This is a genomic window from Luteimonas aquatica (assembly GCF_022662575.1).
GTDB classification, from domain to species: Bacteria; Pseudomonadota; Gammaproteobacteria; order Xanthomonadales; family Xanthomonadaceae; genus Luteimonas; species Luteimonas aquatica.
In genome coordinates, this window is record NZ_JALBFU010000009.1 from 28,206 (window position 1) to 51,848 (window position 23,643).

Annotated in this window: 21 protein-coding genes and 1 pseudogene; 7 read left to right on the forward strand and 15 right to left on the reverse strand. The window is 71.2% G+C overall.

The window, feature by feature from the left end; genetic code table 11:
* A partial coding sequence (locus MD221_RS14125; protein WP_242112492.1) for an alpha/beta hydrolase family protein occupies positions 1–1,085 on the forward strand: 1,085 nt, incomplete at its 5' end.
* Here the strand turns inward: MD221_RS14125 and MD221_RS14130 are convergent.
* The 3 genes from MD221_RS14130 to MD221_RS14140 all read right to left on the reverse strand — a co-directional run bounded on the left by MD221_RS14130 (position 1,054) and on the right by MD221_RS14140 (position 3,622).
* The gene (locus tag MD221_RS14130) at positions 1,054–1,680 is read right to left on the reverse strand and encodes a nucleotidyltransferase family protein (RefSeq protein WP_242112493.1); all 627 of its coding nucleotides are present in this window, start codon (positions 1,678–1,680) and stop codon (positions 1,054–1,056) included. The two genes, MD221_RS14125 and MD221_RS14130, sit on opposite strands and share 32 nt — an antisense overlap.
* The gene (locus tag MD221_RS14135; RefSeq protein ID WP_242112494.1) at positions 1,677–2,624 is read right to left on the reverse strand and encodes an XdhC family protein; all 948 of its coding nucleotides are present in this window, start codon (positions 2,622–2,624) and stop codon (positions 1,677–1,679) included. Before MD221_RS14135 ends, MD221_RS14130 begins: the two co-directional genes overlap by 4 nt.
* A gap of 104 nt (positions 2,625–2,728) precedes the next feature.
* Entirely contained in the window at positions 2,729–3,622 is an 894-nt protein-coding gene (locus MD221_RS14140) for an AraC family transcriptional regulator (protein ID WP_242112495.1), read from the reverse strand.
* A gap of 140 nt (positions 3,623–3,762) precedes the next feature.
* Between MD221_RS14140 and MD221_RS14145 the strand changes: the two genes are divergently transcribed.
* The 5 genes from MD221_RS14145 (at position 3,763) to MD221_RS14165 (ending at position 9,631) form a co-directional block, all read left to right on the forward strand.
* Positions 3,763–4,536 (forward strand): SDR family oxidoreductase, encoded by a 774-nt coding sequence (locus tag MD221_RS14145; protein ID WP_242112496.1) that lies wholly within the window; start codon positions 3,763–3,765, stop codon positions 4,534–4,536.
* Between the two features lie 53 nt (positions 4,537–4,589).
* Positions 4,590–5,966, forward strand: a complete 1,377-nt coding sequence (locus MD221_RS14150; RefSeq protein ID WP_242112497.1) for an aldehyde dehydrogenase family protein — start codon at positions 4,590–4,592, stop codon at positions 5,964–5,966.
* 293 nt (positions 5,967–6,259) lie between these two features.
* A complete protein-coding gene (locus tag MD221_RS14155; protein WP_277928914.1) occupies positions 6,260–6,715 on the forward strand; it encodes a (2Fe-2S)-binding protein in 456 nt (151 codons plus the stop codon).
* A 119-nt stretch (positions 6,716–6,834) separates the two neighbouring features.
* The gene (locus tag MD221_RS14160; RefSeq protein ID WP_242112498.1) at positions 6,835–9,045 is read left to right on the forward strand and encodes a xanthine dehydrogenase family protein molybdopterin-binding subunit; all 2,211 of its coding nucleotides are present in this window, start codon (positions 6,835–6,837) and stop codon (positions 9,043–9,045) included.
* A 13-nt stretch (positions 9,046–9,058) separates the two neighbouring features.
* On the forward strand, positions 9,059–9,631 hold the full coding sequence (locus MD221_RS14165; protein ID WP_242112499.1) for a hypothetical protein: 573 nt from the start codon (positions 9,059–9,061) through the stop codon (positions 9,629–9,631).
* A gap of 50 nt (positions 9,632–9,681) precedes the next feature.
* On the opposite strand, the gene cml is transcribed toward MD221_RS14165, so the two are convergent.
* The 3 genes and pseudogenes from cml to yedA form a co-directional block, all read right to left on the reverse strand.
* On the reverse strand, positions 9,682–10,875 hold the full coding sequence (cml, locus tag MD221_RS14170) for a CmlA/FloR family chloramphenicol efflux MFS transporter (RefSeq protein WP_242112500.1): 1,194 nt from the start codon (positions 10,873–10,875) through the stop codon (positions 9,682–9,684).
* A gap of 161 nt (positions 10,876–11,036) precedes the next feature.
* Positions 11,037–11,951, reverse strand: a complete 915-nt coding sequence (rarD, locus tag MD221_RS14175) for an EamA family transporter RarD (RefSeq protein WP_242112501.1) — start codon at positions 11,949–11,951, stop codon at positions 11,037–11,039.
* 95 nt (positions 11,952–12,046) lie between these two features.
* Positions 12,047–12,931: pseudogene (gene yedA, locus MD221_RS14180) on the reverse strand (drug/metabolite exporter YedA); the annotation flags it as partial.
* A 152-nt stretch (positions 12,932–13,083) separates the two neighbouring features.
* Between yedA and MD221_RS14185 the strand changes: the two are divergent.
* Entirely contained in the window at positions 13,084–13,581 is a 498-nt protein-coding gene (locus MD221_RS14185; RefSeq protein WP_242112503.1) for an Lrp/AsnC family transcriptional regulator, read from the forward strand.
* 4 nt (positions 13,582–13,585) lie between these two features.
* Here the strand turns inward: MD221_RS14185 and MD221_RS14190 are convergent, their stop codons facing one another.
* The 9 genes from MD221_RS14190 to mltB form a co-directional block, all read right to left on the reverse strand.
* A complete protein-coding gene (locus MD221_RS14190; protein WP_242112504.1) occupies positions 13,586–14,431 on the reverse strand; it encodes a bifunctional transcriptional activator/DNA repair enzyme AdaA in 846 nt (281 codons plus the stop codon).
* An 85-nt stretch (positions 14,432–14,516) separates the two neighbouring features.
* The gene (locus MD221_RS14195; protein WP_242112506.1) at positions 14,517–14,993 is read right to left on the reverse strand and encodes a hypothetical protein; all 477 of its coding nucleotides are present in this window, start codon (positions 14,991–14,993) and stop codon (positions 14,517–14,519) included.
* A 19-nt stretch (positions 14,994–15,012) separates the two neighbouring features.
* Positions 15,013–17,199: a carboxy terminal-processing peptidase gene (locus MD221_RS14200; RefSeq protein WP_242112507.1), complete on the reverse strand. Its 2,187-nt coding sequence runs from the start codon at positions 17,197–17,199 to the stop codon at positions 15,013–15,015.
* Positions 17,200–17,456: 257 nt separating this feature from the next.
* Complete coding sequence (lipA, locus tag MD221_RS14205) at positions 17,457–18,473, reverse strand: lipoyl synthase (RefSeq protein ID WP_242112509.1); 1,017 nt, start codon at positions 18,471–18,473, stop codon at positions 17,457–17,459.
* Between the two features lie 27 nt (positions 18,474–18,500).
* On the reverse strand, positions 18,501–19,175 hold the full coding sequence (gene lipB, locus MD221_RS14210) for a lipoyl(octanoyl) transferase LipB (protein WP_242112510.1): 675 nt from the start codon (positions 19,173–19,175) through the stop codon (positions 18,501–18,503).
* Positions 19,163–19,441, reverse strand: a complete 279-nt coding sequence (locus MD221_RS14215; protein ID WP_242112511.1) for a DUF493 family protein — start codon at positions 19,439–19,441, stop codon at positions 19,163–19,165. The genes lipB and MD221_RS14215 overlap by 13 nt, the downstream gene beginning before the upstream one ends.
* A 179-nt stretch (positions 19,442–19,620) precedes the next feature.
* Complete coding sequence (locus tag MD221_RS14220; protein ID WP_242112512.1) at positions 19,621–20,862, reverse strand: D-alanyl-D-alanine carboxypeptidase family protein; 1,242 nt, start codon at positions 20,860–20,862, stop codon at positions 19,621–19,623.
* Between the two features lie 117 nt (positions 20,863–20,979).
* A complete protein-coding gene (locus MD221_RS14225) occupies positions 20,980–22,461 on the reverse strand; it encodes a septal ring lytic transglycosylase RlpA family protein (RefSeq protein ID WP_242112513.1) in 1,482 nt (493 codons plus the stop codon).
* Positions 22,458–23,582 carry a lytic murein transglycosylase B gene (mltB, locus tag MD221_RS14230; RefSeq protein WP_242112514.1) on the reverse strand — a complete coding sequence of 375 codons (1,125 nt, stop codon included), beginning with the start codon at positions 23,580–23,582 and terminating at the stop codon, positions 22,458–22,460. Before mltB ends, MD221_RS14225 begins: the two co-directional genes overlap by 4 nt.
* Positions 23,583–23,643 lie beyond the last annotated feature (61 nt).

The window sequence follows — 23,643 nt, forward strand, 5'->3', positions numbered from 1 at the left end:
CCGCCCACGCCTGGTCCAATGCTTCCACGTCGCTGAGCGAACGCCTGGTCGCGCCGGGCGGCACTTCGCCGCTCGTGCCGCAGGAACGCCTGGAGGCCATGATCGCCACCCTGCGCAGCCGCAGCGGCCATGTGGTCACCGCCGAGGGCATTCCATTGTTCTGGCGCGCGATCGATCCGGGCGACTACCGCCTGCGCTTCGGCTATCGCGCCGCCTCGAACGCGCACGGCGCGGACTTCTCGCTCGACTTCACCCCGCCGCAGGGCCCGGCGCCGGCGCCGCGCGGCACCGTGATCCTGCTGCACGGCTGGATGATGGACGGCGACTCGCTGCTGCCCTGGTCGCTGCAACTGGCGCAGGACGGCTATCGCGCGATCAGCATCGACCTGCGCAACCACGGCCGCTCGGGCGGCGGGCCGTCCGGCTACGGCACGCGCGAGGCCGACGACGTGGCGGCGGTGATCGCGGCGCTGCGCGCGCGCGGCGAGGTGCAGGGGCCGCTGTACCTGTTCGGCGTGTCCTACGGCGCGGCCACCGCGCTGTTCGCCGCGCAGGCGCTCGGCGACGAGGTCTCCGGCGTGGTGGCGATGGAATCCTTCGCCAATGCCGGGCGCGGCATCCGCGACATGGTGCCGCATCTGCTGCACGGCCAGCCGCAGGGCTGGGGCGCGCAGATGAAGACGCAGCTGGCGCGGCTGCGCTACGGCGGCCAGGACCTGGACGCGGTGATCGCCGACGCCGACAGGCAGCTCGGGCTCGACCTGGATGCGGTGGACGTGGCCGGCGCCGCGCGCGAGGCCAAGGCCTGCGTGCTGCTGCTGCACGGCCGCAACGACCGGCACATCCCGGTGAGCCATGGCCGCGCGCTGGCCGCCGCCGCGCCGCGCGCGCGCTACCTGGAAATCGACGGCGAGGACCACCTCACCCTGCCGATGCGGCTGGACCGCCTGGCGCCGACGGTGGAAGGCTGGCTGGATGCGCTGCAGGCGCGGCGCGCGGATGGCGCCGACTGTCCCGCGCCGGCCGGCGCGGGATTGCTGGCGCGCGCGCCGCTCAAGCCGGCGGGTCGATCCAGCGCCGGCTGACCGCCTCGGCCCATTGCTGCGGCGTATCCAGGTCGAAGCCCAGCGCCGCATCGCGCAGGCGGCCCATGCGCTCCCACGGCCATTCGGCCAGCACCCCGCGCAGGCCGCGATCGCCGTCGGCCGGCATGCGCGCCAGCAAGGCCGTCGGCACCACCGCCGGGGTGCCGGGATATCCGTCGTGGTCGGTGGCCGCGCACCCCGAAGGCGCCCGCGCCGCCGCGTCCAGCAGCCATTGCAGGTGATCCGCGCGCAATGCCGGCTGGTCGCAGCCCAGCCACAGCACGCGCGCGATCCCGTCGTCGCCAGCCTCTTCGAGCGCCTGGCGCGCGCGGTGCAGGCTGCCGGCCAGGCCGCGCTGCCAATCGGCATTGACGTGCACCTGCACGGGCAGGTCGACGACCGCCTCGGCGATCGCGTCCGCGTGCGCGCCGGCCACCAGCAGCAGGCGGCGCGGCGCGGTGGCGGCGGCCAGGCGCACCGCGCGATGCACCAGGGTTTCGCCGTCGCTGCGCAGTAGCTGCTTCGGGCGGCCGAGGCGGCGGCTGCCGCCGGCGGCGAGCACGACCGCGGCATGGTCGGCGGCGCGTTCGGTCATCCGCCGCCGTCCCCGTGACGCCAGGCCTGCAGCTGCGCGGCGATGCTCAGCGCGATGGCCTGTGGACCCTGCCCGCCCAGGCGCAATCCGACCGGCGAGCGCAGGCGCGTCGAGAGCGCCTCGCGGCACGCGGCCGGCAGCACGCGGAACAGGTCCTCGCGGCGGCGCGCCGGACCGAGCAGTCCGACGAAGGCAATGGCGCTGCCGGCCAACGCGTCGAGCGCTTCGCGGTCGAGCTCGAAGTTGTGGTGCATCACCAGCACGGCATCGAAGGCCGCCTCCATGCCCAGCGCGGCGGCCGGGCCGGCGTCGAGATGGCGGTCGGCGAAGCGCGCCTGCGCGCGCCAGCGTTCGCGGCGCTCGGCCAGCGTCGTGCGCCAGCCGGTCTGGCGCAGCAGCGGCAGCAGCAGCGGCGTTTCCGGACCGGCGCCGAGCACCAGGATCTCGGGCGGGGCCTCGATGCGCAGCGTCCATGCGCCGCCCGCCGTCGCCCATTCCGCCACTTCCGTCGGCAGGCGCCAATCGCGTCTCTCGCCGCCGGCGGAGAACGCCACCGCGCCGTCGCCGCCGAGGCTCAGCGCCAGCGGCGCGCGCCCGCGCTGCCATGCCGCCAGCGGCGCCTGCGCATCCGGCAGGCCGCGCAGCGGCAGCAGCGCCAGGCGCAGCCGTCCGCGACAGCCAAGCGCCGAGCCGGACAGCAAGTCCTCGTCCTCGCGGGTGTCGATTTCCATCCAGCGCAGCCGTCCGTCGGCGGCGGATTCGGCGGCCAGCCGTTCGATCGCCGGTTCCAGGCAGCCGCCGCTCAGCCATCCCGCCTGACCGGACCCGGCGCCGAACAGCGCCAGCGCGCCGGCGCGGGCGTAGGTGGAGCCTTCGGTGTCCACCACGACGGCCAGCGTCGCCGCATCGTCCTCGCGCAGCGCGCGCAGCGCGGCCTCCAACACACTTCGATGCTCAGACATGGACGGCCGCGCGCTTCCCGCAGACGGAGGGATCGCGGAACGATAGCGCCGCCGCCGGCACGGTGCCTATCCCCGGGTGGCGCGCATCAGCGCCGCGCGCGGCGGAACGCGTTCGGGGTCACGCCCTCGTGGGCCTTGAAGGCGGTGGTGAAATGGCTGTGGCTGGCGAATCCGGTGGCGACCGCGATCGTGGTGATGTCCTGCCGGGTCTCGGCGAGCAGCGCCTTGGCGCGCGCCAGGCGGCGCCGGATCACGTACTGCGCCGGCGTGGTGCCGAAGGCGGCGCGGAAGGCGACCAGCAGGCGGTGCACGCTCATCCCGGCGAGTTCGGCCAAGGCGTCGAGCGTGATCCGCCGGGACAGATTCGCCTCGATGTAGTCCTCCAGCCAGTAGCGGGCCTGCATCGACAGCCGCGCCGGGTCCGCGGCTGCGCCGGCCTTCGCGCCGTCCTCGCCATAGCGCTCGAGCAGGTGCAGGCCGATCACCTGGCTCAGCGCGGCGCCCATCATCCGCGACAGGTCGTCGTCGCGCCGCGCCTGCTCGGCCAGGCGCCGCACCGCCAGATGCAGGAACTCGTCGCGATGCATCAGCCGCGCCGGGAGATCGCGAAAGCCTCCGGCGCGATCGGTCAGCGCCTCGAAATGCTCCGGCGCGATGCGCAGCTCGGCGCATTGGAACCGGCCGCCGCGCGCCTGGCTGGCGTAGCGGCGCCCGGCCGGGATCAGCAGCACGTCGCCGCCGCTGGGCTCCGCGCGGCGGGCGCCCTGGCCCTCGATCTCCGTCACCAGGCCTTGCATCCGTCCCTCGAAATGCACGATCAGGGTATGCGCGCGGCCATGGATCGCCCAGTCGGCGGGGGCCAGGATCCGTTCGGACAGCAGCGACAGCTCCACCCCCGGCCAGGCGGCCAGGGTCTCGGTGCGGGGATTCGCGGCCGCGGCGGGCGCGGCGAATCCGCTCGGGAAATCTGCAAGCTCCACGGAGATTTTGGAAGCCGGTGCGGTGGGCCGGGACCATCATAGCCATCGGCCCGTTTTGTGCCCAACGTCGCACAACGCGCCGCGGCGGGCGCCGATCCGCCGCGCTCCCCCACTTCCGCCACACCACCAAGGAAATCCTCATGGCAGACCATTCCATCAAGGGCAAGACCGCCCTCATCGCCGGCGGCGCCAAGAACCTGGGCGGCCTGATCGCCCGCGACCTCGCGCAGCAGGGCGCCAGGGCGGTGGCGATCCACTACAACAGCGCGGCCAGCAAGGCCGAGGCGGAGGCCACCGTCGCCGCGATCCAGGCCGCCGGCGCCCAGGCCGCCGCCTTCCAGGCCGACCTGACCACCGCGGGCGCGGTGGAGAAGCTCTTCGCCGACGCCGTGGCCGCCGTCGGCCGCCCGGACATCGCCATCAACACCGTCGGCAAGGTGCTGAAGAAGCCGTTCGTGGAGATCAGCGAGGCCGAATACGACGAGATGACCGCGGTCAATTCGAAGGCGGCGTTCTTCTTCCTCAAGGAAGCCGGCAAGCACGTCAACGACAACGGCAAGATCGTCACCCTGGTGACCTCGCTGCTGGGCGCGTTCACGCCCTTCTACGCCGCCTACGCCGGCACCAAGGCGCCGGTGGAGCATTACACCCGCGCCGCGGCCAAGGAGTTCGGCGAGCGCGGCATCTCGGTGACCGCCGTCGGTCCCGGCCCGATGGACACGCCGTTCTTCTATCCGGCCGAGGGCGCGGACGCGGTGGCCTACCACAAGACCGCCGCGGCGCTGTCGGGCTTCACCAAGACCGGCCTGACCGACATCGCTGACGTGGTGCCCTTCATCCGCCACCTGGTCTCCGACGGCTGGTGGATCACCGGCCAGACGCTGCTGATCAACGGCGGCTACACCACCAAGTAAGGCGCGTTCCGGCCGGCGCCCGCGCGGCGCCGGCCCTTGCGGAGATTCCCGCGATGGCCAATCGATTCCAGGCGATCCTCGATGCGCAGCGGGCGCGCTTCGACAGCGACGCCACCAAGCCCCTTGCCTGGCGCATGGACCAGCTCGACCGCATGGAACGCATGCTGCGCGAGCGGCAGGACGCATTCTGCGCCGCGCTGCACCAGGATTTCGGCAAGCCGCCGTTCGAGCAGCTGTTCGAGATCACCGTGCCGCTGGGCGTGATCAAGTACTACCGCGAGCACCTGGAGGCGCTGATGGCGCCGCAGCCGGTGCCGATTCCCGAGGGGCTGGAAGCCACCGGCAACCGCGGCGTGATCTACAAGGAACCCTACGGCGTCACCCTGGTGATCGGCCCTTTCAACGCGCCGGTGCTGCTGTTGCTCGATCCGGCCATCGCCGCATTGGCCGCGGGCAATCCGGTGATCCTGAAGCCGGCCAACACCACGCCGGCGACCGCCGCGCTGTTCCAGGAATACGTGCCGCGGTATTTCGCGCCCGAGGACGTGGCGGTGGTGACCGGCGGCCGCGAGGAGATCACCGAGCTGCTGCAGCTGCCCTTCGACTTCATCTTCTTCACCGGCAGCTCGAACGTGGGCAAGGTGGTGATGCGCGCCGCCGCCGAGCATCTGACGCCGGTTATCCTGGAGCTGGGCGGACAGAACCCGACCATCGTCGACGAGACCGCCAACCTCGACATCGCCGCCGACCGCATCGCCTGGGGCCACAACGCGATATCCGGCCAGTGGTGCATTGCCCCCGGCTACGTCTGCGTGCACGAGCGCATCGCCGACGCGTTCCTCGACAGGCTCAAGGCCGCGATCGTGCGCATGTACGGCGCCGATCCGAGCCGAAGCCCCGACTTCGCGCGCATGATCAGCGAACGCGACGCCGAGCGCGTGGCGTCCTACATCCTGCCCGGGAAAGTGGTCCTGGGCGGCCGCTACGACATCCCCGCGCGCTACGTCGAACCGACCCTGCTCTACCCTTCGGACTGGGAGGACCCCGCGCTGCAGCAGGAGATCTTCGGCCCGGTGCTGCCGGTGATGCCCTACCGCGACCTGCGCGCGCTGGTGGCCGCGATCAAGAAGAAGCCCAAGCCGCTGGTCGCCTACATTTTCAGCAAGGACCAGGCCGCCATCGACTATGTGCTGGGCAGCCTGTCCTTCGGCGGCGGCTGCGTGAACCAGACCAACCTGCATTGCTGGATCGACAGCCTGCCCTTCGGCGGCGTGGGCTACAGCGGCATGGGCAAGTACTACGGCAAGGCCGGCTTCGACGCCCTGAGCAATACCAAGGCGATGCTGATCGGCAATCCGGACCTGGAGCTGGACGTGTTCCCGCCGTACGCGGGCAAGGACATCGGCAGGAGCCTGCGCCTGTTTTCCTGAGTCGACGCATTTTCGGACCGGGCGGCAAGGGTGTTGGGACTTTGGTCTTGCCGCGACGGAAACACTTGTCCGATGCCGTTGATGGCGTAGCATCGGAACCGCGGACATCCGGAGGAGACACGCTTTCAGGAGGCCGTCCATGGCGTAGCATCCTGACTTGCGGACAGCCCGGCCCGGCTCTCACCGCGCTGACGGCGCGGTTCGGCTTGGCCGGGCGTTCGGACCCGCATCCGATGCCGATAGGGCATCGGATAAACGCGGGTCCTCACCCAGCCATCGCCAGGGAGATGATCATGAAACTGCACGTCAACGGCTCCGAACGCGAGGTCGACGCACCGGCCGACATGCCCCTGCTCTGGGTGCTGCGCGACCTGCTCGGCATGACCGGCACCAAATTCGGCTGCGGCATCGCCCAGTGCGGCGCCTGCACCGTGCACGTGGACGGCGCCCCGCTGCGCGCCTGCGTGACGCCCGCCTCCGCGGTGGAAGGGCGCAAGATCACCACCATCGAGGGGCTGTCCAACGACGGCAGCCATCCCGTGCAGCGGGCCTGGGCGGAACTCGACGTGGTGCAGTGCGGCTACTGCCAGTCGGGCCAGATCATGTCGGCCGCCGCGCTGCTGACGCAGATCCCCAAGCCCACGGACGCCGATATCGATCAGGCGCTGTCGGGCAACCTCTGCCGCTGCGGCACCTACCAGCGCATCCGCGCCGCGGTGCATCGCGCCGCCGACCTCGGCAAAGGCTGATCCCCGCTCCTCTCCGCTTGCGCGAGGGGAACGCGGCGAAACGCCGCCTCCCCTCTCCTCAATCTTCCGGCCCGACGGCCGCCTTCCCCGCCCCGGGGAAGGGATCCCAGGAGGTTCCCGTGAACGCAGTTCCCGATCCTTCCCGCCGCCGCTTCCTCAGGACCGGCGCCCTCGTCGGCGGCGGCCTGGTCATCGCCTTCGTGGTGCCCGGCGCGAAACGCTTCGCCATGGCGCAGGCGCCGGCCGCGGCGAGCGCCGGCGCGGCGCCCTTCGCCCCCAACGCCTTCCTGCGCGTGGGCATCGACGACAGCGTCACCGTGCTGCTCGCGCATTCGGAGATGGGCCAGGGCATCTGGACCGCCCTGCCGATGCTCATCGCCGAAGAACTCGACGCCGACTGGTCGAAGATCAAGGTCGAGCACGCGCCTGCGGCACCGGCTTACAACAACCTGGCCTTCGGCAACATCCAGGGGACCGGCGGCTCCACCACGACCTGGAGCGAGTTCGACCGCTACCGCCAGGCCGGCGCCGCCGCGCGCGCGCTGCTGGTGCAGGCCGCCGCCGCGCGGCTGAAGGTGCCGGCGGAACAGCTGCGCACCGAGAACGGTGTCGTCGTCTCGGGCGAACAGCGCCTGCGCTACGGCGAACTGGTGGAAGACGCCGCGAAGCTGCAGGCGCCCGATCCGAAGTCGCTCAAGCTCAAGGACGCCAAGGACTGGAAGATCATCGGCAAGCCGACGCCGCGCCTGGACACGCCGGAGAAGATCACCGGCCGCGCCCAGTTCGGCATGGACGTGCAGTTCGAGGGCCTGCGCACCGCCGTGGTGGCGCGCGCGCCGGTGTTCGGCGGCAAGGTGAAGTCCTTCGACGCCACCGCCGCCAAGGCCGTGCCCGGCGTGCGCGACGTGGTGCAGGTGCCCAGCGGCGTGGCGGTGATCGCCGACCACTACTGGGCGGCCAAGCTCGGCCGCGACGCGCTGCAGGTGGAATGGGATCTCGGCCCGGGCGCCACGCTGGACAGTACTGCGCTGCGCGAACAGTTCGCCAAGCTCTCGCTCACGCCCGGCGCGGTCGCCGCGCGGGCAGGCGACGCGGTGGCGGCGATGTCCGGCGCCGCGCATACGGTGGAGGTGGAATACGCCGTGCCCTACCTCGCGCATGCGCCGATGGAGCCGCTCAACTGCACGGTGAAGATCGACGCCGACAAGTGCGAGATCTGGACCGGCACGCAGTTCCAGACCGTCGACCAGCAGGTCGCCGCCCGGATCACCGGCCTGAAGCCGGAACAGATCTTCATCCACACTGCGTTCCTCGGCGGCGGTTTCGGCCGGCGCGCCACGCCCACCTCCGACTTCGTCACCGAGGCGGTGGAGGTGGCCAAGGCCGCGAAGGTGCCGGTCAAGACGGTGTGGTCGCGCGAGGACGACATCCGCGGCGGCTACTACCGCCCCGCCTACGTGCAGCACGCCAAGGTCGGCCTCGACGCCGAGGGCAAGCCGGTCGCCTGGCTGCAGACCCTGGTCGGCCAGTCGATCACCGCCGGCACGCCGTTCGCGGCCTTCACCATCAAGGACGGCATCGACGCCACCTCGGTGGAAGGCGTCGCCGACTCCCCGTACGTGAAGGGCACGCCGGCGCACCGCGTCGACCTGCATTCGCCCGACACCGGCATCCCGGTGCTGTGGTGGCGCTCGGTCGGCCACAGCTACAACGGCTTCGTGATGGAAAGCCTGGTGGACGAGCTGGCGCATGCCGCCGGCAAGGAGCCGCTGGAATACCGCCGCCTGCTGCTCAAGGACCATCCGCGCCACCTGGCCGCGCTCAACCTGGCCGCGGAGAAGTTCGGCTGGAGCAAGCCGCTGGCGCAAGGGCGCGGCAAGGGCATCGCGGTGCACGAGTCCTTCGGCAGCTACGTGGCGCAGGCCGCCGAGATTTCCATCGAGAACGCGCCTGATGGAAGCAGCGCGATCAAGGTGCACCGCGTGGTCTGCGCCATCGACTGCGGCCTGGCGGTGAACCCGGGCGCGGTGGAAGCTCAGATGCAATCGGGCATCGCCTTCGGCCTCGGTGCCGTGCTGCATTCGCGGCTGACCCTCAAGGAAGGCCGCGTGCAGGAATCCAACTACCACGACTACACCGTGCTGCGCATGCACGAGATGCCGCTGGTGGAGGTGCACATCGTGCCCAGCACCGAGAAGATGGGCGGCGTCGGCGAGCCCGGCACGCCGCCGATCGCGCCGGCCGTGGCCAACGCCGTGTTCGCCCTCACCGGCCAGCGCTTGCGCGAGCTGCCCCTGCAACCCGCCCCCGCCACCGCGCCGAAGGCCTGAGAGGAGACCGACGATGAAGCACTCCGTCCTGTTGAGTCTCGCCGCCCTCGCGCTCGTGGCCTGCGCCCCGCGCGTCAGCCCCGAGCAGACGGCCAAGGCGATCGAGGCCTTCGCCACCGTGGAGAAGGTGTTCCAGCATCCGCGCTGCAGCAACTGCCACATCCCCGGCGACCAGCCGCTGCAGTTCGACAGCCAGAGCCCGCACGCGATGCAGGTGGTGCGCGGCCCGGAGGGCAAGGGCGCGGCCGGCCTGCCCTGCAGCACCTGTCACGGCACGCAGAACTCGCCGGCCAGCTACGGTGCGCACGCCCCGCCCGGCGCGCCGCACTGGCAGCTGCCGCCGCCCGACCACAAGATGGCCTGGATCGGATTGCCGGCCAAGGCGCTGTGCGAAATGATCCAGGACAAGTCCCGCAACGGCGACCGCGACTTCGCCGCGCTGATCAAGCACGTCAGCGAGGACAAGCTGGTGCTGTGGGGCTGGCAGCCCGGCGGCGAACGCAAGCCGGTGCCGGTGCCGCACGACCAGTTCGTGGCGGCGTTCAAGACCTGGGCCGATGCGGGCGGGCCGTGTCCGGCCGGATAAGTCCGCTGCGCGACTAGGCGGCGGACCGTCCTGGCGATCTGCACATCGGCTCATGTCGACGTGGCGGCAGGCCGATATCGCGCGTACAGCAATACCGAGGTCGCGGCGCATGCGCAAAAGCCGATCAGCGGCCAGGCCGTGTCCTTGGGCGCGACCAGCAGCGCCAGCGTGCCGCCGACGCCGACGAACAGGCTCTGCACGCAGTAGTAGAGCGCGGTGGCGGTGCCGGCGGCCTTGCCGAAGGGCGCCAGCGCGCCCTGGGCGGTGACCGAGCACGACAGCGCGATGCCGGCGGCGATCACCCAGACCGGCGCCATGAACGACCAGACCGCGCGCGGCGCCCAATGCTGCGCGAACGCCAGCAGCATCGCGCCCGCCAGCAACAGGCCCATGCCCCGCAGCAGGCAGCCGCGCACGCCCCAGCGCGCGAAACTCCAGGCGTTGCACCGGCCCGTCGCGATCATCACCAGCGCCGCGGTGGCGAACCACAGGCTGAAGGCGGTCGGCGTCATGCCGATCCTCTCCATCAGCACGCGCGGGGCCAGCGAGAAGTAGACGAAGAACGCGCCCATCGCGGCGCTGAAGCCGAGCGTGTAGGTCCAGAAGGCGCGATGGCCGAGGATTCCGCCCACCTGCCCCCACGACAGGCTGTGGCTGTCGCGCGGCCGCGTCTCGGGCCAGCGCGGGGCGGCATGCAGACCCGCGGCCGCCGTCGAGATCGCCAGCAGCCAGAAGATGCTGCGCCATCCGAGGCCGCGTTCCAGCAAGGCCCCGAGCACCGGGCCGACGGCGGGCACGCAGGCCAGCATCGCGCTCAGCAGGCCATAGACCACGGCGCCCTCGCTCCGCCCACCGTAGGCATCGCGCACGGTGGCGAAAGTGGCCAGCAGCATCGCCGCCGCGCCGATGCCCTGCGCCACGCGCAGGCCCAGGAACACCAGCGCCGATGCGGTGCAGGCCAGGCCGAGGGAGGCGGCCGCGAACAAGGCGGCACCGCCGAGCAGCACGGGGCGCCGGCCGATGCGGTCGGACAGCGGTCCGAAGACCAGCTGTCCGCAGCCGAGCACGACCAGGTACAGGCTGAGGGTGAGCTGCACCAGGGCCGGCGAGGCGTGCAGGATTTTCGGCATGCGCGCCACCAGCGGCAGGTACACGTCCATGCCGAGCGAGGCGAGCAGATTGAAGGGCGCCATCAACAACAGCGCCGTCGCCGGGCGATACGCCCAGGCTTTCGAGACAGACATAGGGATTCTCCACGCGTGGATCAGCGCGGCGACGTTCTGCCCAGAACGGGAAATCCCCGGGGAAACGCGGCCGCAACGGCTTCGGGTAAGCGGTTGCGGCCTAGCGGGATGCGGTGACGGTCGAACTCATGTCGAAAGGACCGGAATGCGGCACACGCGGATTATGCCGGCTCGGCCACGATGCGTCGACGCGAGCGCCACCAGCCCTCGCCCGCGAAGATCGCCAGTCCGACCCAGATGAAGACGAAGCCGATCAGGCGGTCGCGGTCGAAGGCCTCGTGCAGCACGAACACGCCGATCAGGAACTGCAGGGTCGGCGCGATGTACTGCATCAGCCCGACGATCGAATACGGGATGCGCCGCACCGCATAGGCGAAGCCGATCAGGGGCAGCGCGGTCAGCGCGCCGGCCAGCACCAGCAGCACATCCATGCCCGTGCCCCAGCCGCCGGCGAAGAACTGGCCGCTGCCCGTCGCCTCGCTCCACACCAGCAGCGCGATGGCCGGCAGGAACAGGTACAGGCTTTCCACGCCGAGTCCGGGGATCGAATCGACCGCCACCACCTTGCGCACCAGGCCGTACAGGCCGAAGGACGCCGCCAGCGCCAGCGCGATCCAGGGGAAGCTGCCGTAGTTGAAGGTCAGCCACAGCACGCCGATCGTGGCGACCGCCGCCGCCAGCCATTGCGCCGGGGTCAGGCGCTCGCGCAGCAGCAGCACGCCCAGCACCACGTTGAGCAAGGGGTTGATGAAGTAGCCCAGGCTGGTCTCGACCACGTGTCCGGCGTTGACTGCCCAGATGTACAGGCTCCAGTTGAAGGCGATCAGCGATCCGCTCAGCAACAGCAGCAGGGCCACGCGCGGCCTGGACAGCAGGGGGCGCCACCACTGCGCGCCCTGCTTCCAGCACAGCCAGCCCGCCACCAGCAGCGTGCTCCACACCACGCGGTGCAGCACGATCTGCAGCGAGGGCACCGCCTTGAGCGCATGCCAGTACAGCGGCATCAGGCCCCACAGCACGAACGAGGCGGCCGCGGTCCACAGGCCGCGACGATCGAGGGAAGCCGCCGGGCTCATGCCATGCCCTCATCGGGACGTCCCTCATCGGGACGTTCCTCGTCGGAACGCTCCTCGCCGGGACGCCGCGCCGGCGCGGGCGCCGGCTTGGCCGCCCGCGCCTTGCCCAGCGTGATCGCGACCACGCCGAGCAGGATCACCGCCATCGCGCCGATGTCGTGCGCGGTGAAGCGCTCGGCCGCCAGCAGCACGCCGAGGATCACCGCGATCACCGGGTTGACGTAGGCATAGCTGCCGGCCAGCGTCGCGCGCACGTTCTGCAGCAGCCAGACGTAGGCGGAGAACGCGACGATCGAGCCGAACAGCACCAGGTAGCCCACCGACAGCAGGGCTTTGGCCGAGGGCAGCGCGCTCAGCCGCTCGCCGAACAGCAGGCCGGCGACCAGCAGCACGCCGCCGCCGCACAGCATCTGCGCCGCCGCGCCCATGAACGGCGTCGGCAGGTCGCGGCCGCGGCTCCACACCGAGCCGAAGGCCCACACCGCCGAGGCGATCAGCAGCGCCACCAGCCCGCTCGGCGTGGCGGTCAGGCTGCCGCCGGCGTTGAGCCAGAGCACGCCGAGGAAGCCGATGCCCAGGCCGAACCATTCGATGCGCGCCGGATGCTGGCCGCGCAGCGTCGAGAACAGGCCGATCCACAGCGGCACCGACCCGACCGCGACCGCGGCCAGGCCCGAGGACACCGACTGCTCGGCGATGCACACCAGGCCATTGCCGCCGCCCAGCAGCAGCACGCCCATGAAGGCGCAGTTGCGCCACTGCGCCTTCGTCGGCGCCGGCACGCCGCGCAGGCGCAGCACGGCGTACATCAAGCTGCCGGCGACCACGAAGCGCGAGCCGGCCATCAGCAACGGCGGGAAACCGCCTTCCAGGGCGAAGCGGATGCCGAGGTAGGTCGATCCCCAGACCACGTACAGGGCGGCGAGCGCGAGCGCGACGGCAAGGCCGCGCGGCATGGCGGAGGCGGAATCGGTAGACATGCGGGGGTCCAGGTCGGAACTGCGACGGTCGCGCGGCGCGACGGGAGGTTCGGCAGTTCTATGGGTTCAGACTAGCGGGACGGCAAGCGCAGTGTTTGAATATTCGTGCGTCCAAACGCGAAAATTTTGCATAGCTGGCTTGAGGGACTTTCATGGCAAGCGCGCCCGCCCCGCTCGACGAGTTCGACCACCGCCTGCTCGACCTGCTGCAGCGCGACGCCGACGCCACCTTGTCCGCGCTCGGCGACGCGGTCGGCCTGTCGGCCAGCGCGGTGCAGCGCAGGCTGGTGCGCTATCGCAAGAGCGGCCTGCTGCGCCAGGTGGCGGTGCTCGATCCCGCCCAGCTCGGCAACCTCACCCTGGCCGCGGTGCTGGTCACGCTGGAGCGCGAATCGGTGAAGCACCACACCGCCTTCTACGCGCGCATGCGGGCCGCGCCGGAGGTGCAGCAGTGCTACGAGCTGGCCGGCGACTGGGACTACCTGGTGATCCTGGCGACCACCAGCATCGCGCATTGCCGCGAGGTCGCCGAGCGCCTGTTCTACGACGAGGGCAACATCCGCCGCTACGACACCCGCCTGGTGTTCGAGGCGGTGAAGCTGGGCCTGCAGCTGCCGACCCGGCCGCCGCCCGCGCGCCGCCGCCGGTGAGTCCTCACGCGGCGGCATCGCGGCCGGTCCGCTCGCGCTGCAGCAGGCGTTCCTTGAGCGGCAGCCCCCAGCGGTAGCCGGCCAGCGAACCGTCGCCGCGCACCACGCGGTGGCAGGGCACGATCACCGCGATGCGGTTGTGGGCGCAGGCGGCGGCCACCGCGCGGCTGGCGCGCGGCGCGCCCAGCGCGTTCGCCACCTCGGCGTAGCTGCGCGTCTGCCCGGCCGGGATCTTCATCAGCGCATCCCAGACGCGCTTCTGGAAGGCGGTGCCGAGCAGGTCGACCGGCACCGAGCCGCGCTTGCCGGCCAGCGTGTCGGCCACCGCGCGCACGCGCGGGGCGAGGAACTCGTCGCGCCCGGCATCCACGCGCTCGCGGCGCGCGTTGGGGAATTCGGCCTGCAGCCTCGCCTCCAGCGCGGCCTCGTCCGCTTCGCCGGCGACGACCTCGACCATGCAGATGCCGCGTTCGGTAGCGGCCACCAGGGCGCGCCCGAGCGCGGTGTCGATCACGCTCCAGCGGATCGATTCGCCGGCCCCGCCGGCGCGGTAGCGCGCCGGCGTCATGCCCAGGCGGGCGGCGCCGCTCTCGTACACGCGCGAGGGCGAGCCGTAGCCGGCGTCGTAGAGCGCGCCGCTGATGTCGTCGCCCTCGCGCAGCGCCTGCTTGAGCAGTTCCAGCTTGCGCTGGGCGCTGTACTCGGCCGGGCTCAGGCCGAACCGGTCGCGGAAGCGGCGCTGCAGGTGGGAGGCGCTCAGGCCCACGGCACCGGCCAGCTCGGCGAGCGAGAGGTCCTCGCCGTCCAGGAGCTTGCGGGCGCGTTCGAGTTGTTCGCTGATCTTGTCCATGGATGCACGATATCGGCGCCGCCGCGGCGCTGCTATCCGATTCTTGCGCGTGCGCCGATGCCCGTCGGCGGCGGCGCGGCGGGCCCTAGGCGGTCCGTCCCGGCGCTGCCGGCAGCCGGCGCGCCACGACCCAGAACGCCAGCATCGCAATCTCCACCAGCCACAGCCAGGCGGGGAAGCTGTCGAACGATTCCAGCAGGCACAGGCCCAGCGCCAGCGGCACGCCGGCCGCCAGCCAGCACCACAGACGCGCCAGCCGCAGCCTGCGCAGGATCAGATAACCGGGCACGAGCACCAGCAGCACCACCGGGATGGCGATCGGCACGAGAAAGAGGCCGCTCCAGATCCCTTCCATGAACGCCGCGGCCAGCGCCGGCGGCTCGCCGTCGAGGCCCTGCGCGCGGAACTCCCACCGTTGCCGGGCATGGCGCACCAGCTCCAGCAGCAGGGAGGCCAGCGGAATCGCTGCGATCGCCGCGAACGCGGCAAGCGCCATCCGCGCCATGCAGGCCAGCGCGCCGGCCCCGTCGGGAGGCGAAGCGGCGGGGGCCGGCGATGTCACGTCGGCCCCGCGCGCTGGATCAGTCGGCCCAGTGGCCCGGCGTCTTCGCTTCCGGCAGCACCTGCCCGGCCAGCGTGCGGTCGTCGTGCAGCAATTGGACCGCATCGCCCAGGATCGCCGCCGACTCGCGCAGCAGCGGATCGGGACGCTTCTCGGCGGCCTTCTCGCGCTCGGCGTCCTTGGCCACGTCGCGCTCGTTGTACTGCAGGCCGTCGTCGGCGGCATCGTCGGCCAGCGGATCGAGCGGCAGGCCCAGGGCCTTGCGCTGCTCCTGGCGCGACTTGCGCTTGGCGTCCTGGCGGTCGCGCTCGGCGCGGCGTTCGGCCTCGTTGAGCGAGACGTACTTCTTGGCTTCCTCGGCGCGGAACTCGGCCACGTCCTCCTCGACCCACTGGAACTCCTTGTCCGCGGCCACGCGCGCCTTGTGCAGGCTGTCCAGGCGCGGCAGCAGCAGGGCGAAGTTGCCGTACTGGGTGTGCGGCACGCCGGCGATGCGCGTCCACGGCAGGGCGTTGTCGTAGGTGCTCTCGCCGAACTTGGAGGCGTCCACCATCACCGGGAACTGGATGTCCGGCACCACGCCCTTGTTCTGCGTGCTGCTGCCGCCGGGCAGGAAGAACTGCGCGATGGTCAGCTTCACCTGGCCGTAGCGCTTCTTTTCGCTGCCGGGCCAGCGGTCGAGGTCGACCAGGTTCTGCACGGTGCCCTTGCCGAAGGTGGTCTCGCCGATCACCAGGCCGCGGCCGTAGTCCTGGATGGCGCCGGCGAAGATCTCCGAGGCCGAGGCCGAACCGCGGTTGACCAGCACCGCCAGCGGGCCGTCCCAGGCGACGCCGGCGTCGTCGTCGCCGTTGACGCCGACGCGGCCGCCGGACTCGCGCACCTGCACCACCGGGCCGCGATCGATGAACAGGCCGGTGAGCTCGACCGCCTCGTTGAGCGAACCGCCGCCGTTGTTGCGCAGGTCCAGCACCACGCCGTCGATCTTCTGCGTCTTGAACTGCTGCAGCAGCTTGGCCACGTCGCGCGTGGCCGAGGCGTAGTCGCCGTTGTTCTTGCGGCGCCCGTCGAAGTCCTGGTAGAACGCCGGCAGCTTGATCACGCCCATGCGGCGCTCGGGCTCGCCGTTGCCGGCGGGCAGGCTGATGATCTCCGACTTGGCCGCCTGTTCCTCCAGGCGGATGCGCGCGCGGGTGAGCACGATGCGCACCGGCTTGCTGTCCAGCGTGGCCTCGGCCGGCACCACGTCCAGGCGCACCTGGGTACCGCTCTTGCCCTTGATCTTCTCGACCACGTCGTCGATGCGCCAGCCGATCACGTCGTCCATCGCGCCGCTGGTGCCCTGGCCGACGCCGACGATGCGGTCGCCGGGCTTGAACTTCTTGCTCAGCGCGGCCGGTCCGCCGGCGATCAGCTCGCGGATCACCACCACGTCGTCCTGCTTCTGCAGCTGCGCGCCGATGCCTTCCAGCGACAGCGACATGCTCTGGTTGAAGCGGTCGGCGTCGCGCGGATCGAAATAATCGGTGTGCGGGTCGATCGAGGAGGCGTAGGCGTTGAGGAAGCTGGAGAAGGCGTCGTTGCCGTCGAGCTGGGCGATCGAGGAGGCGTTGTTGGCGTAGCGCTTGTCGAGCGTCTTGCGGATCTCCTCGGGCTTCTTGCCGGCCAGCACCAGGCGCAGCCAGTCGTTGCGCACCGACTGCTTCCACAGCGTGTCCAGCTCGGCCTCGTCCTTGGCCCAGGGAGCGTCCTTGCGCTCGTAGTACCAGCGGTCGCTGCCGCCGAAGTCGAAGATGTCCTGCTTGAGCAGCCCGCGCGCGTAGGCGAAGCGCTGGCTCACGCGCTGCTTGTAGGCGGCGAAGATCGCGAAGGCCGGATCGAGCTCGCCGGTCTTCACCGACTCGCCCATGTTGTTCCTGTAGGCGTCGAACTTGGCGATGTCGGCGGCGGTGAAGAACACCTTGCTGCCGTCGAGCGCCTCGAGGTAGCGCTTGAAGATGTCGGCCGACAGCTTCGCGTCCAGTGGTCCGGGGCGATAGGCGTAGCGGCTGTCGGACAGCAGCCCGTAGACCAGCTTGGAGGTGGTCGCCTGGTCGGCGCTGGCCGAGGCCGGAATCGCGTTGTCTTCCCCGCGCGCCATCAGCACCAGCGGTACCGAGAGGGCCAGGGCAATCAGGGAAACGGACAGCGTGCGGGACAGATTCATGCGTTCACTCGGATAGGGCGCCGCGGCGGATGCCGGATCGGCATCGGCTCAGGCGCCGGGCACCCGGCCTCGGGCCGGGCAAGGGGAGCCGCAATCCGGAATCCCGTACTGCGGACGACACCACTATAGGGTCCGGCTTGGACGACGCAACAGTATCGAAAGTTGCATGCGCCCCACTCTACCGAGCAGGTCCGGGGCGGATGTGAACGATTCGTGGGTCCCGGACCCCGGCTCGGGGGTGCGTCTTGGCCTGCCGTTCAGGCGGCGACGCCGGCCTCGGCCGCCTGGCGGTCGGCATGGTAGGAGGAGCGCACCAGCGGACCGGAGGCGACGTGGGTGAAGCCCAGCGACATGCCGTAGTCCTCCAGCGCCTTGAATTCCTCCGGCGTCCAGTAGCGCAGCACCGGATGGTGGTGCGCGCTGGGCTGCAGGTACTGGCCGATGGTGACCATGTCCACGTCGTGGGCGCGCAGGTCGCGCAGGGTGGCCTGCACCTGCTCCATGGTCTCGCCCAGGCCGAGCATGATCCCGGACTTGGTCGGCACGTTCGGATGCTGGCGCTTGAACTGCTGCAGCAGGGTCAGCGACCACTGGTAGTCGGCGCCCGGGCGCACGTTGCGGTACAGGTCCGGCACGGTCTCGACGTTGTGGTTGAACACGTCCGGCGGGTTGGTGGCCAGGATCTCCAGCGCGCGCTCCATGCGGCCCTTGCCGCGGAAGTCGGGCGTGAGGATCTCGATCCGGGTGTTCGGCGTGCGCGCGCGCACCTGCGCGATGCAGTCGACGAAATGCTGGGCGCCGCCGTCGCGCAGGTCGTCGCGGTCGACGCTGGTCACCACCACGTACTTCAGGCCCATGTCGGCGATGGTGTTGGCCAGATTCACCGGCTCCAGCGGATCGGGCGGCTTGGGACGGCCATGGGCCACGTCGCAGAAGCTGCAGCGGCGCGTGCACACCTCGCCGAGGATCATGAAGGTGGCGGTGCCGTGGCCGAAGCATTCGTGGATGTTCGGGCAGCTCGCCTCCTCGCAGACGGTGACCAGGCGGTTCTCGCGCAGCTTGGCCTTGAGCGCGGCGACCGCACCGTTGCTGGGGATGCGCACGCGGATCCAGGACGGCTTGCGCAGCACCGGCGCGTCGACGAACTGCACCGGCGAGCGGGCGATCTTGTCCCCGGCGACCTGCTTCGCGCCCGCCTGCAGCGCGCCGGCGGCGGGCTGCGCCTCGGCGGAGACGACTTGCAGGGGGATGGCGCGGGGCGTGATGTCGCTCATGGGGGTTCCGGGTGGGGCGCGCGGCCGTCAGGCCGCCTGCGAGAGGTCCGGCAATTGCGCTTCGCTGCGCAGGTCCAGGCCGAACTGGCGGGCCAGCTCGGCCAGCAGCGGCGTCTTCACCGCCTCCAGGCCGGACGGTCCGCCCAAGTCTAGCACCGAGGTCACCTGCAGCCCGGCGTAGCCGCAGGGATTGATGCGGTGGAAGGGCGAGAGGTCCATCGCCACGTTGAAGGCCAGGCCATGGAAGGTGCAGCCGCGGCGCACGCGGATGCCCAGCGCCGCGACCTTGGCGTCGTTCACGTAGACCCCGGGCGCACCCTCGCGGCGCTCGGCCTGGATGTTCCAGCCCGCCAGGGTGTCGATGATGGCCTGCTCGATGCGGGTCACGTAGTCGCGCACGCCCACCTTCAGGCGCTTGAGGTCCAGCAGCGGGTAGACCACGATCTGGCCCGGCCCGTGATAGGTCACCTGGCCGCCGCGGTCCACGTGCAGCACCGGGATGTCGCCGGGCATGAGCACGTGCTCGTCCTTGCCGGCCTGACCCAGGGTGAACACCGGATCGTGCTCGACCACCCACAGCTCGTCGGGCGTGTCCGCGCCGCGCAGGTCGGTGAAGCGCTGCATCGCCCGCCAGACCGGCTCGTAGGGCTGGCGGCCCAGGTCGCGGACGATCGCCGGCAGCGGCCCGGCTACAGCGTCCATTTCACTTCCGGATGGCTGCGCAGGGCCTCGTGCGCCGCCTCGTACTGGGCGCGGTCGTCGGCCCGGAAGCTGAGCTTGACCGAGACGAACTTGCCGCCGCTGGATTCGCGCCAGCTCACGGTCTCGTGCAGCACCTGGATCCCGGCGGCGGTCAGCAGCCTGGGGATTTCCGCCTCCAGGCCGGCGCTGGCGGCGCCCATCGCGGTGATCTCGAATTCGCCCGGGAACTGGAAGCCGTGCTCGGGGTTGTCGGATTTGATCTCCATGCCGCGATTATGCGGCCGGGTTGGCGCAATCCCAAGATCGCGGCGCGGCCGGGCGGGCAACACGGCGTTGCAGCCGCGTCGATCGCGCGCGGGGCGGCCTGCGGCGCGAATCGCCGGCCGGGAAAGCAAAAAGGCCGGCATTGCCGGCCTTTTCGTCTCCGGCGCGCGCCGGACGGGGATCATTCCGAATCCCACCACATCCAGAAGGTATCCCACAGGCGCCCGAAGAAGCCGGCCTCCTCGATGCCGTCGATGGCCACCAGCGGCGCGGTGGCGACGACCTTGCCGCCCAGCGCGACCTTCACGGTGCCGACCTTCTGGCCCTTCTTGATCGGCGCGACCAGGGTCTTGGGCACGTCCATGGTCGGCTTGAGCTGCGCGTACTTGCCGCGCGGCATGCTCACCAGCAGCGGCTGCGCCACGCCGAGCTGCACCTCCTCGGCCTGGCCCTTCCACACCTTCTGCTTGGCGATGGCCTTGCCGGCGTCGTAGAGCTTGTGCGTTTCGTAGAAGCGGAAACCCCAGTTGAGCAGCGCCTGCGAATCCACCGCGCGCTGGTTCTCGCTGGTATCGCCCATCACCACGCTGACCAGGCGCTGGTCGCCGCGCTTGGCCGAGGCCATCAGGCAGTAGCCGGCCGAGGAGGTGTGGCCGGTCTTGATGCCGTCCACGCTCGGATCGCGCCACAGCAGCAGGTTGCGGTTGGGCTGGGTGATCGGGCCGACGGTGAACTGCTTGATGCTGTTGTAGCTGTAGGCCTCGGGGAAATCGCGCACCAGGGCGCGGCCGAGCAGGGCCAGGTCGTGCGCGGTGGAGTAGTGGCCCTCGGCCGAGAGGCCGGTGGCGTTGACGAAATGCGAGTTCTTCATGCCGATGCGCTGCGCATAGGCGTTCATCAGCGCGGCGAAGGCCTGCTCGCTGCCGGCGGTGTGCTCGGCCAGCGCGATGGCGGCGTCGTTGCCCGACTGCACCACCATGCCCTTCTCCATCTCCACCAGCGGCGCGCTCTTGTTGACCTCGAAGCCGCTGTAGCTGCCGTCGGTGCCGGCGCCGCCGGTGCGCCAGGCGTTCTCGCTCATCAGCACCTGGTCCTCGCGCTTGATCTTGCCGGCCTTGAGCTCGGCGGCGAGCACGTAGGAGGTCATCACCTTGGTGATGCTGGCCGGCTCCACGCGGACGTCGGCGTTCTCGCCCGCCAGCACCTGGCCGGTGGCGAAATCCAGCAGGATCCACGACTTGGACACCTTGGGCGCCGGCGCCGGCGGGATCGGCAGGTTGTCGCTGAGCGCACCGCCGGCGGCGGGCTTGGCCGCCGGCTGCGGCTGCGGCGTCTGCGCGAGGGCAACCCCGAAGGCGGAAGTGAGCACGCAGGCGGACAGGGCGGCGAACAGGGCGGCGCGCGCGGCAACGGCGGTTTTCATCGACAGCGGAACTCCAGGACGATCAGGCGCCGGCATGCGACGCCAGGTTTGGGATGACTGAAACATCCGCACGAGGCGCGCGGACGGCTGCGGGGGAGCCCGCAGAACCACGAAATTTTACTCGCGAACGACTTGCGGTTGACCGAATCCCAGACCGGCGACGCGGGACGACAGTTCCGCCACGCGCGTGCCGTCGATCGGGCCGATGCGCAGGCGCCAGATCGGCTTGCCGCCGGACACGCCGTCGAGCAGGCGCGCGTCGGAGACCCCGGCCCCCTTGAGCATCGACAGGGCGCGCTCGGCATTGGTGCGCGCGCCGAAGGCCGCCACCTGCAGGGTCACCCCGCCCTTCGCGGCGGCCGGCGCTTCGGCGGCGACCACCGCCGCGGCCGGCTCGGCCTCGTCGGCCTTGCGGGCGGCGACGCGGGTCTCCTTGGCCGGCTTGGCCTTCCCGGCCTTGCCGCCGGCCAGGGCGCGGGCCTCGGGCGCGGCCGAGCCGTAGGGATCGGGCGTGCCGGCCTTGCCGGTGGCCACGCGGGCGCGACGCGACTTCATCCAGGCGTCGAACTCGTCGGCGGTCATGGCGCGGCCGTTCTGGTTCATGTCGAAGCGCCAGTCCAGATCGCTGCCGCCGGCCGGCTTGTCGGCGGCGGCCGCGGACGAGGCCGGCGTCGGGGCGGATTTCGCCGCGCTCGAGGCGACCGCCTGCGGCGGCCGTTCGCTGGCATTGGCGCTGGCGATGGGCAGGGCCTGCACCAGGGTATCGATGGCGCTGGAGGATTTCTGCGCCGCCGCGCCCGCCGAAGCCGCCACGGCGGCGGGCTTGCCGGTGGCGATGCGCACCCCCGGCGGCAGCTTCGCCGCGCCGCCGGACGGCGCCGGCGCGGCGCGCGCGGCGATCGCGTCGTAGTCGTGGCGCGCGTTCTCGCCCGGGCTCAGGCCCACCACCTCGACGCGACCGGTGCCGCGCGGATGGATGCCGAGCTTCACCGCGGCCGCGTAGCTGAGGTCGATCAGGCGCCCGTCGTGGAACGGGCCGCGGTCGTTGACCCGCACCACCACCGACTTGCCGTTGTCCAGGTTGGTCACGCGCGCGAAGCTGGGCAGCGGCAGCGTGCGGTGCGCCGCGGTGAAGGCGTACATGTCGTACACCTCCAGGTTCGAGGTGCGCCGGCCGTGGAACTTGTTGCCGTAGTAGGACGCGGTGCCGGTCTCTTCGTAGTTCTTGGCGGTGTCCAGCACGCGGTACGACTTGCCCAGCACCTTGTAGGGCGAGCGGTTGCCGTACGACGAACGCGGCTCGTCGACCACCTCCGGCTCGGGGATGGCGTCGACGTCGGGAAGATGGTCCGGCGCGCTGTCGGCGATGTGCGGGGCGTACAGGCCGCCGCGCGTGTAGTTGCCGCGCTTGCCGGGGTCTTCCTGCGCCGGCGCGTACGGCGAGCGCCTGCTCCCGGCCGGCAGCGCCGAGCGGCCGACGTGCCCCCTGTCGGGCAGCGCCACGGACTCGGAGGCGGATTTCTTGGGGTTGCCGGCGCAGGCCGCCAGCAGCAGCGGCACGGAAACGAGCAGCGTCGAGGGAAGCAGCCAGCGCCTCATGATGCGCCGTTGCGGATCGCCTGCGACAACTGGTAGACGGCCAGCGAGTACATCGGCGAGCGGTTGTAGCGGCTGATGACGAAGAAGTTGCGGTAGCCGAACCAGTACTCCTTGCCGGCCTCGCCGTCCAGCGAGAGCAGCGTGGCGCCGTCGCCGACCGGTTCGCCGGCCTGCGGGCGGTAGCCGCGCGCGGCCAGGCCGCTCAGCGGATAGATCGGATCGAGCGAGCCGAGCGCGAAATCGACGCCGTCGGCCGCGCGCGTGGCGCGCGCCACCACCGGGCCGCCGCGCTGCCAGCCGTGCGCGACGAAATAGTTGGCGATGGAGGCGAACACGTCGGGCTTGTGGGTGAGCAGGTCGCGGCGGCCGTCGCCGTCGCCGTCCTTGCCCCAGTTGCGCCAGCTCGAGGGCATGAACTGGCCGAAGCCCATCGCGCCGGCATAGCTGCCCTTCAGGCCGTTGATGTCCAGCTGCGGCTCTTCCTTGACCAGCGCGAACAGCTGCGCCAGCTCGCCGGCGAAGAACGGCGCGCGCTTGGGATGCCAGAACGCCAGCGTGTACAGCGCGTCGATCACGCGGTAGTTGCCGGTGATGCGACCGTAATGGGTCTCCACGCCGATGATCGCCACGATCATCTCGGCGGGCACGCCGGTCTCGGCGCTGATGCGGTCCAGCGCCGCGCGGTTCTCGTTGTAGAAGGCCACGCCGCCCTGGATGCGGGCGTCGGTCATGAAGATCGGCCGGTAGTCGCGCCACGGCTTCACGGCCTCGGCCGGGCGGGTGATCGCGTCGATGATCTTCTGCTGGTATTGCGCCTGCGCCAGCGTGGTGCGGATGAAGGCCGGATCGACGCCGTAGGTCTGCGCGGTGTAGTCGACGAAGGCGTCGATGCGCCGCTGCAGCGGAATCGCCGGATCGGTCACCGAGGGCGGCGCCACCGGGCGTTCCGGCGGCTGCGGCACTTTCGGCAGCAGCGTTTCGGCCGGTGGCGGCGGGGTGCCGGGAGCGAGGGTGGCGGGCGCGGCGGGCGGAGCCGGCGGGATCGCCTGGGTCGCGCACGCGGCCAGCGCGAGCGGAAGCAGGACGATGAACGGTGCGGAGGCGTGAGCGCGTCGGATCATCGGCGCGAGGGTAGCACGCTCGCGCGGCCGCACGCCGTCTGCGCGCGGCCGCGCGGCGGTT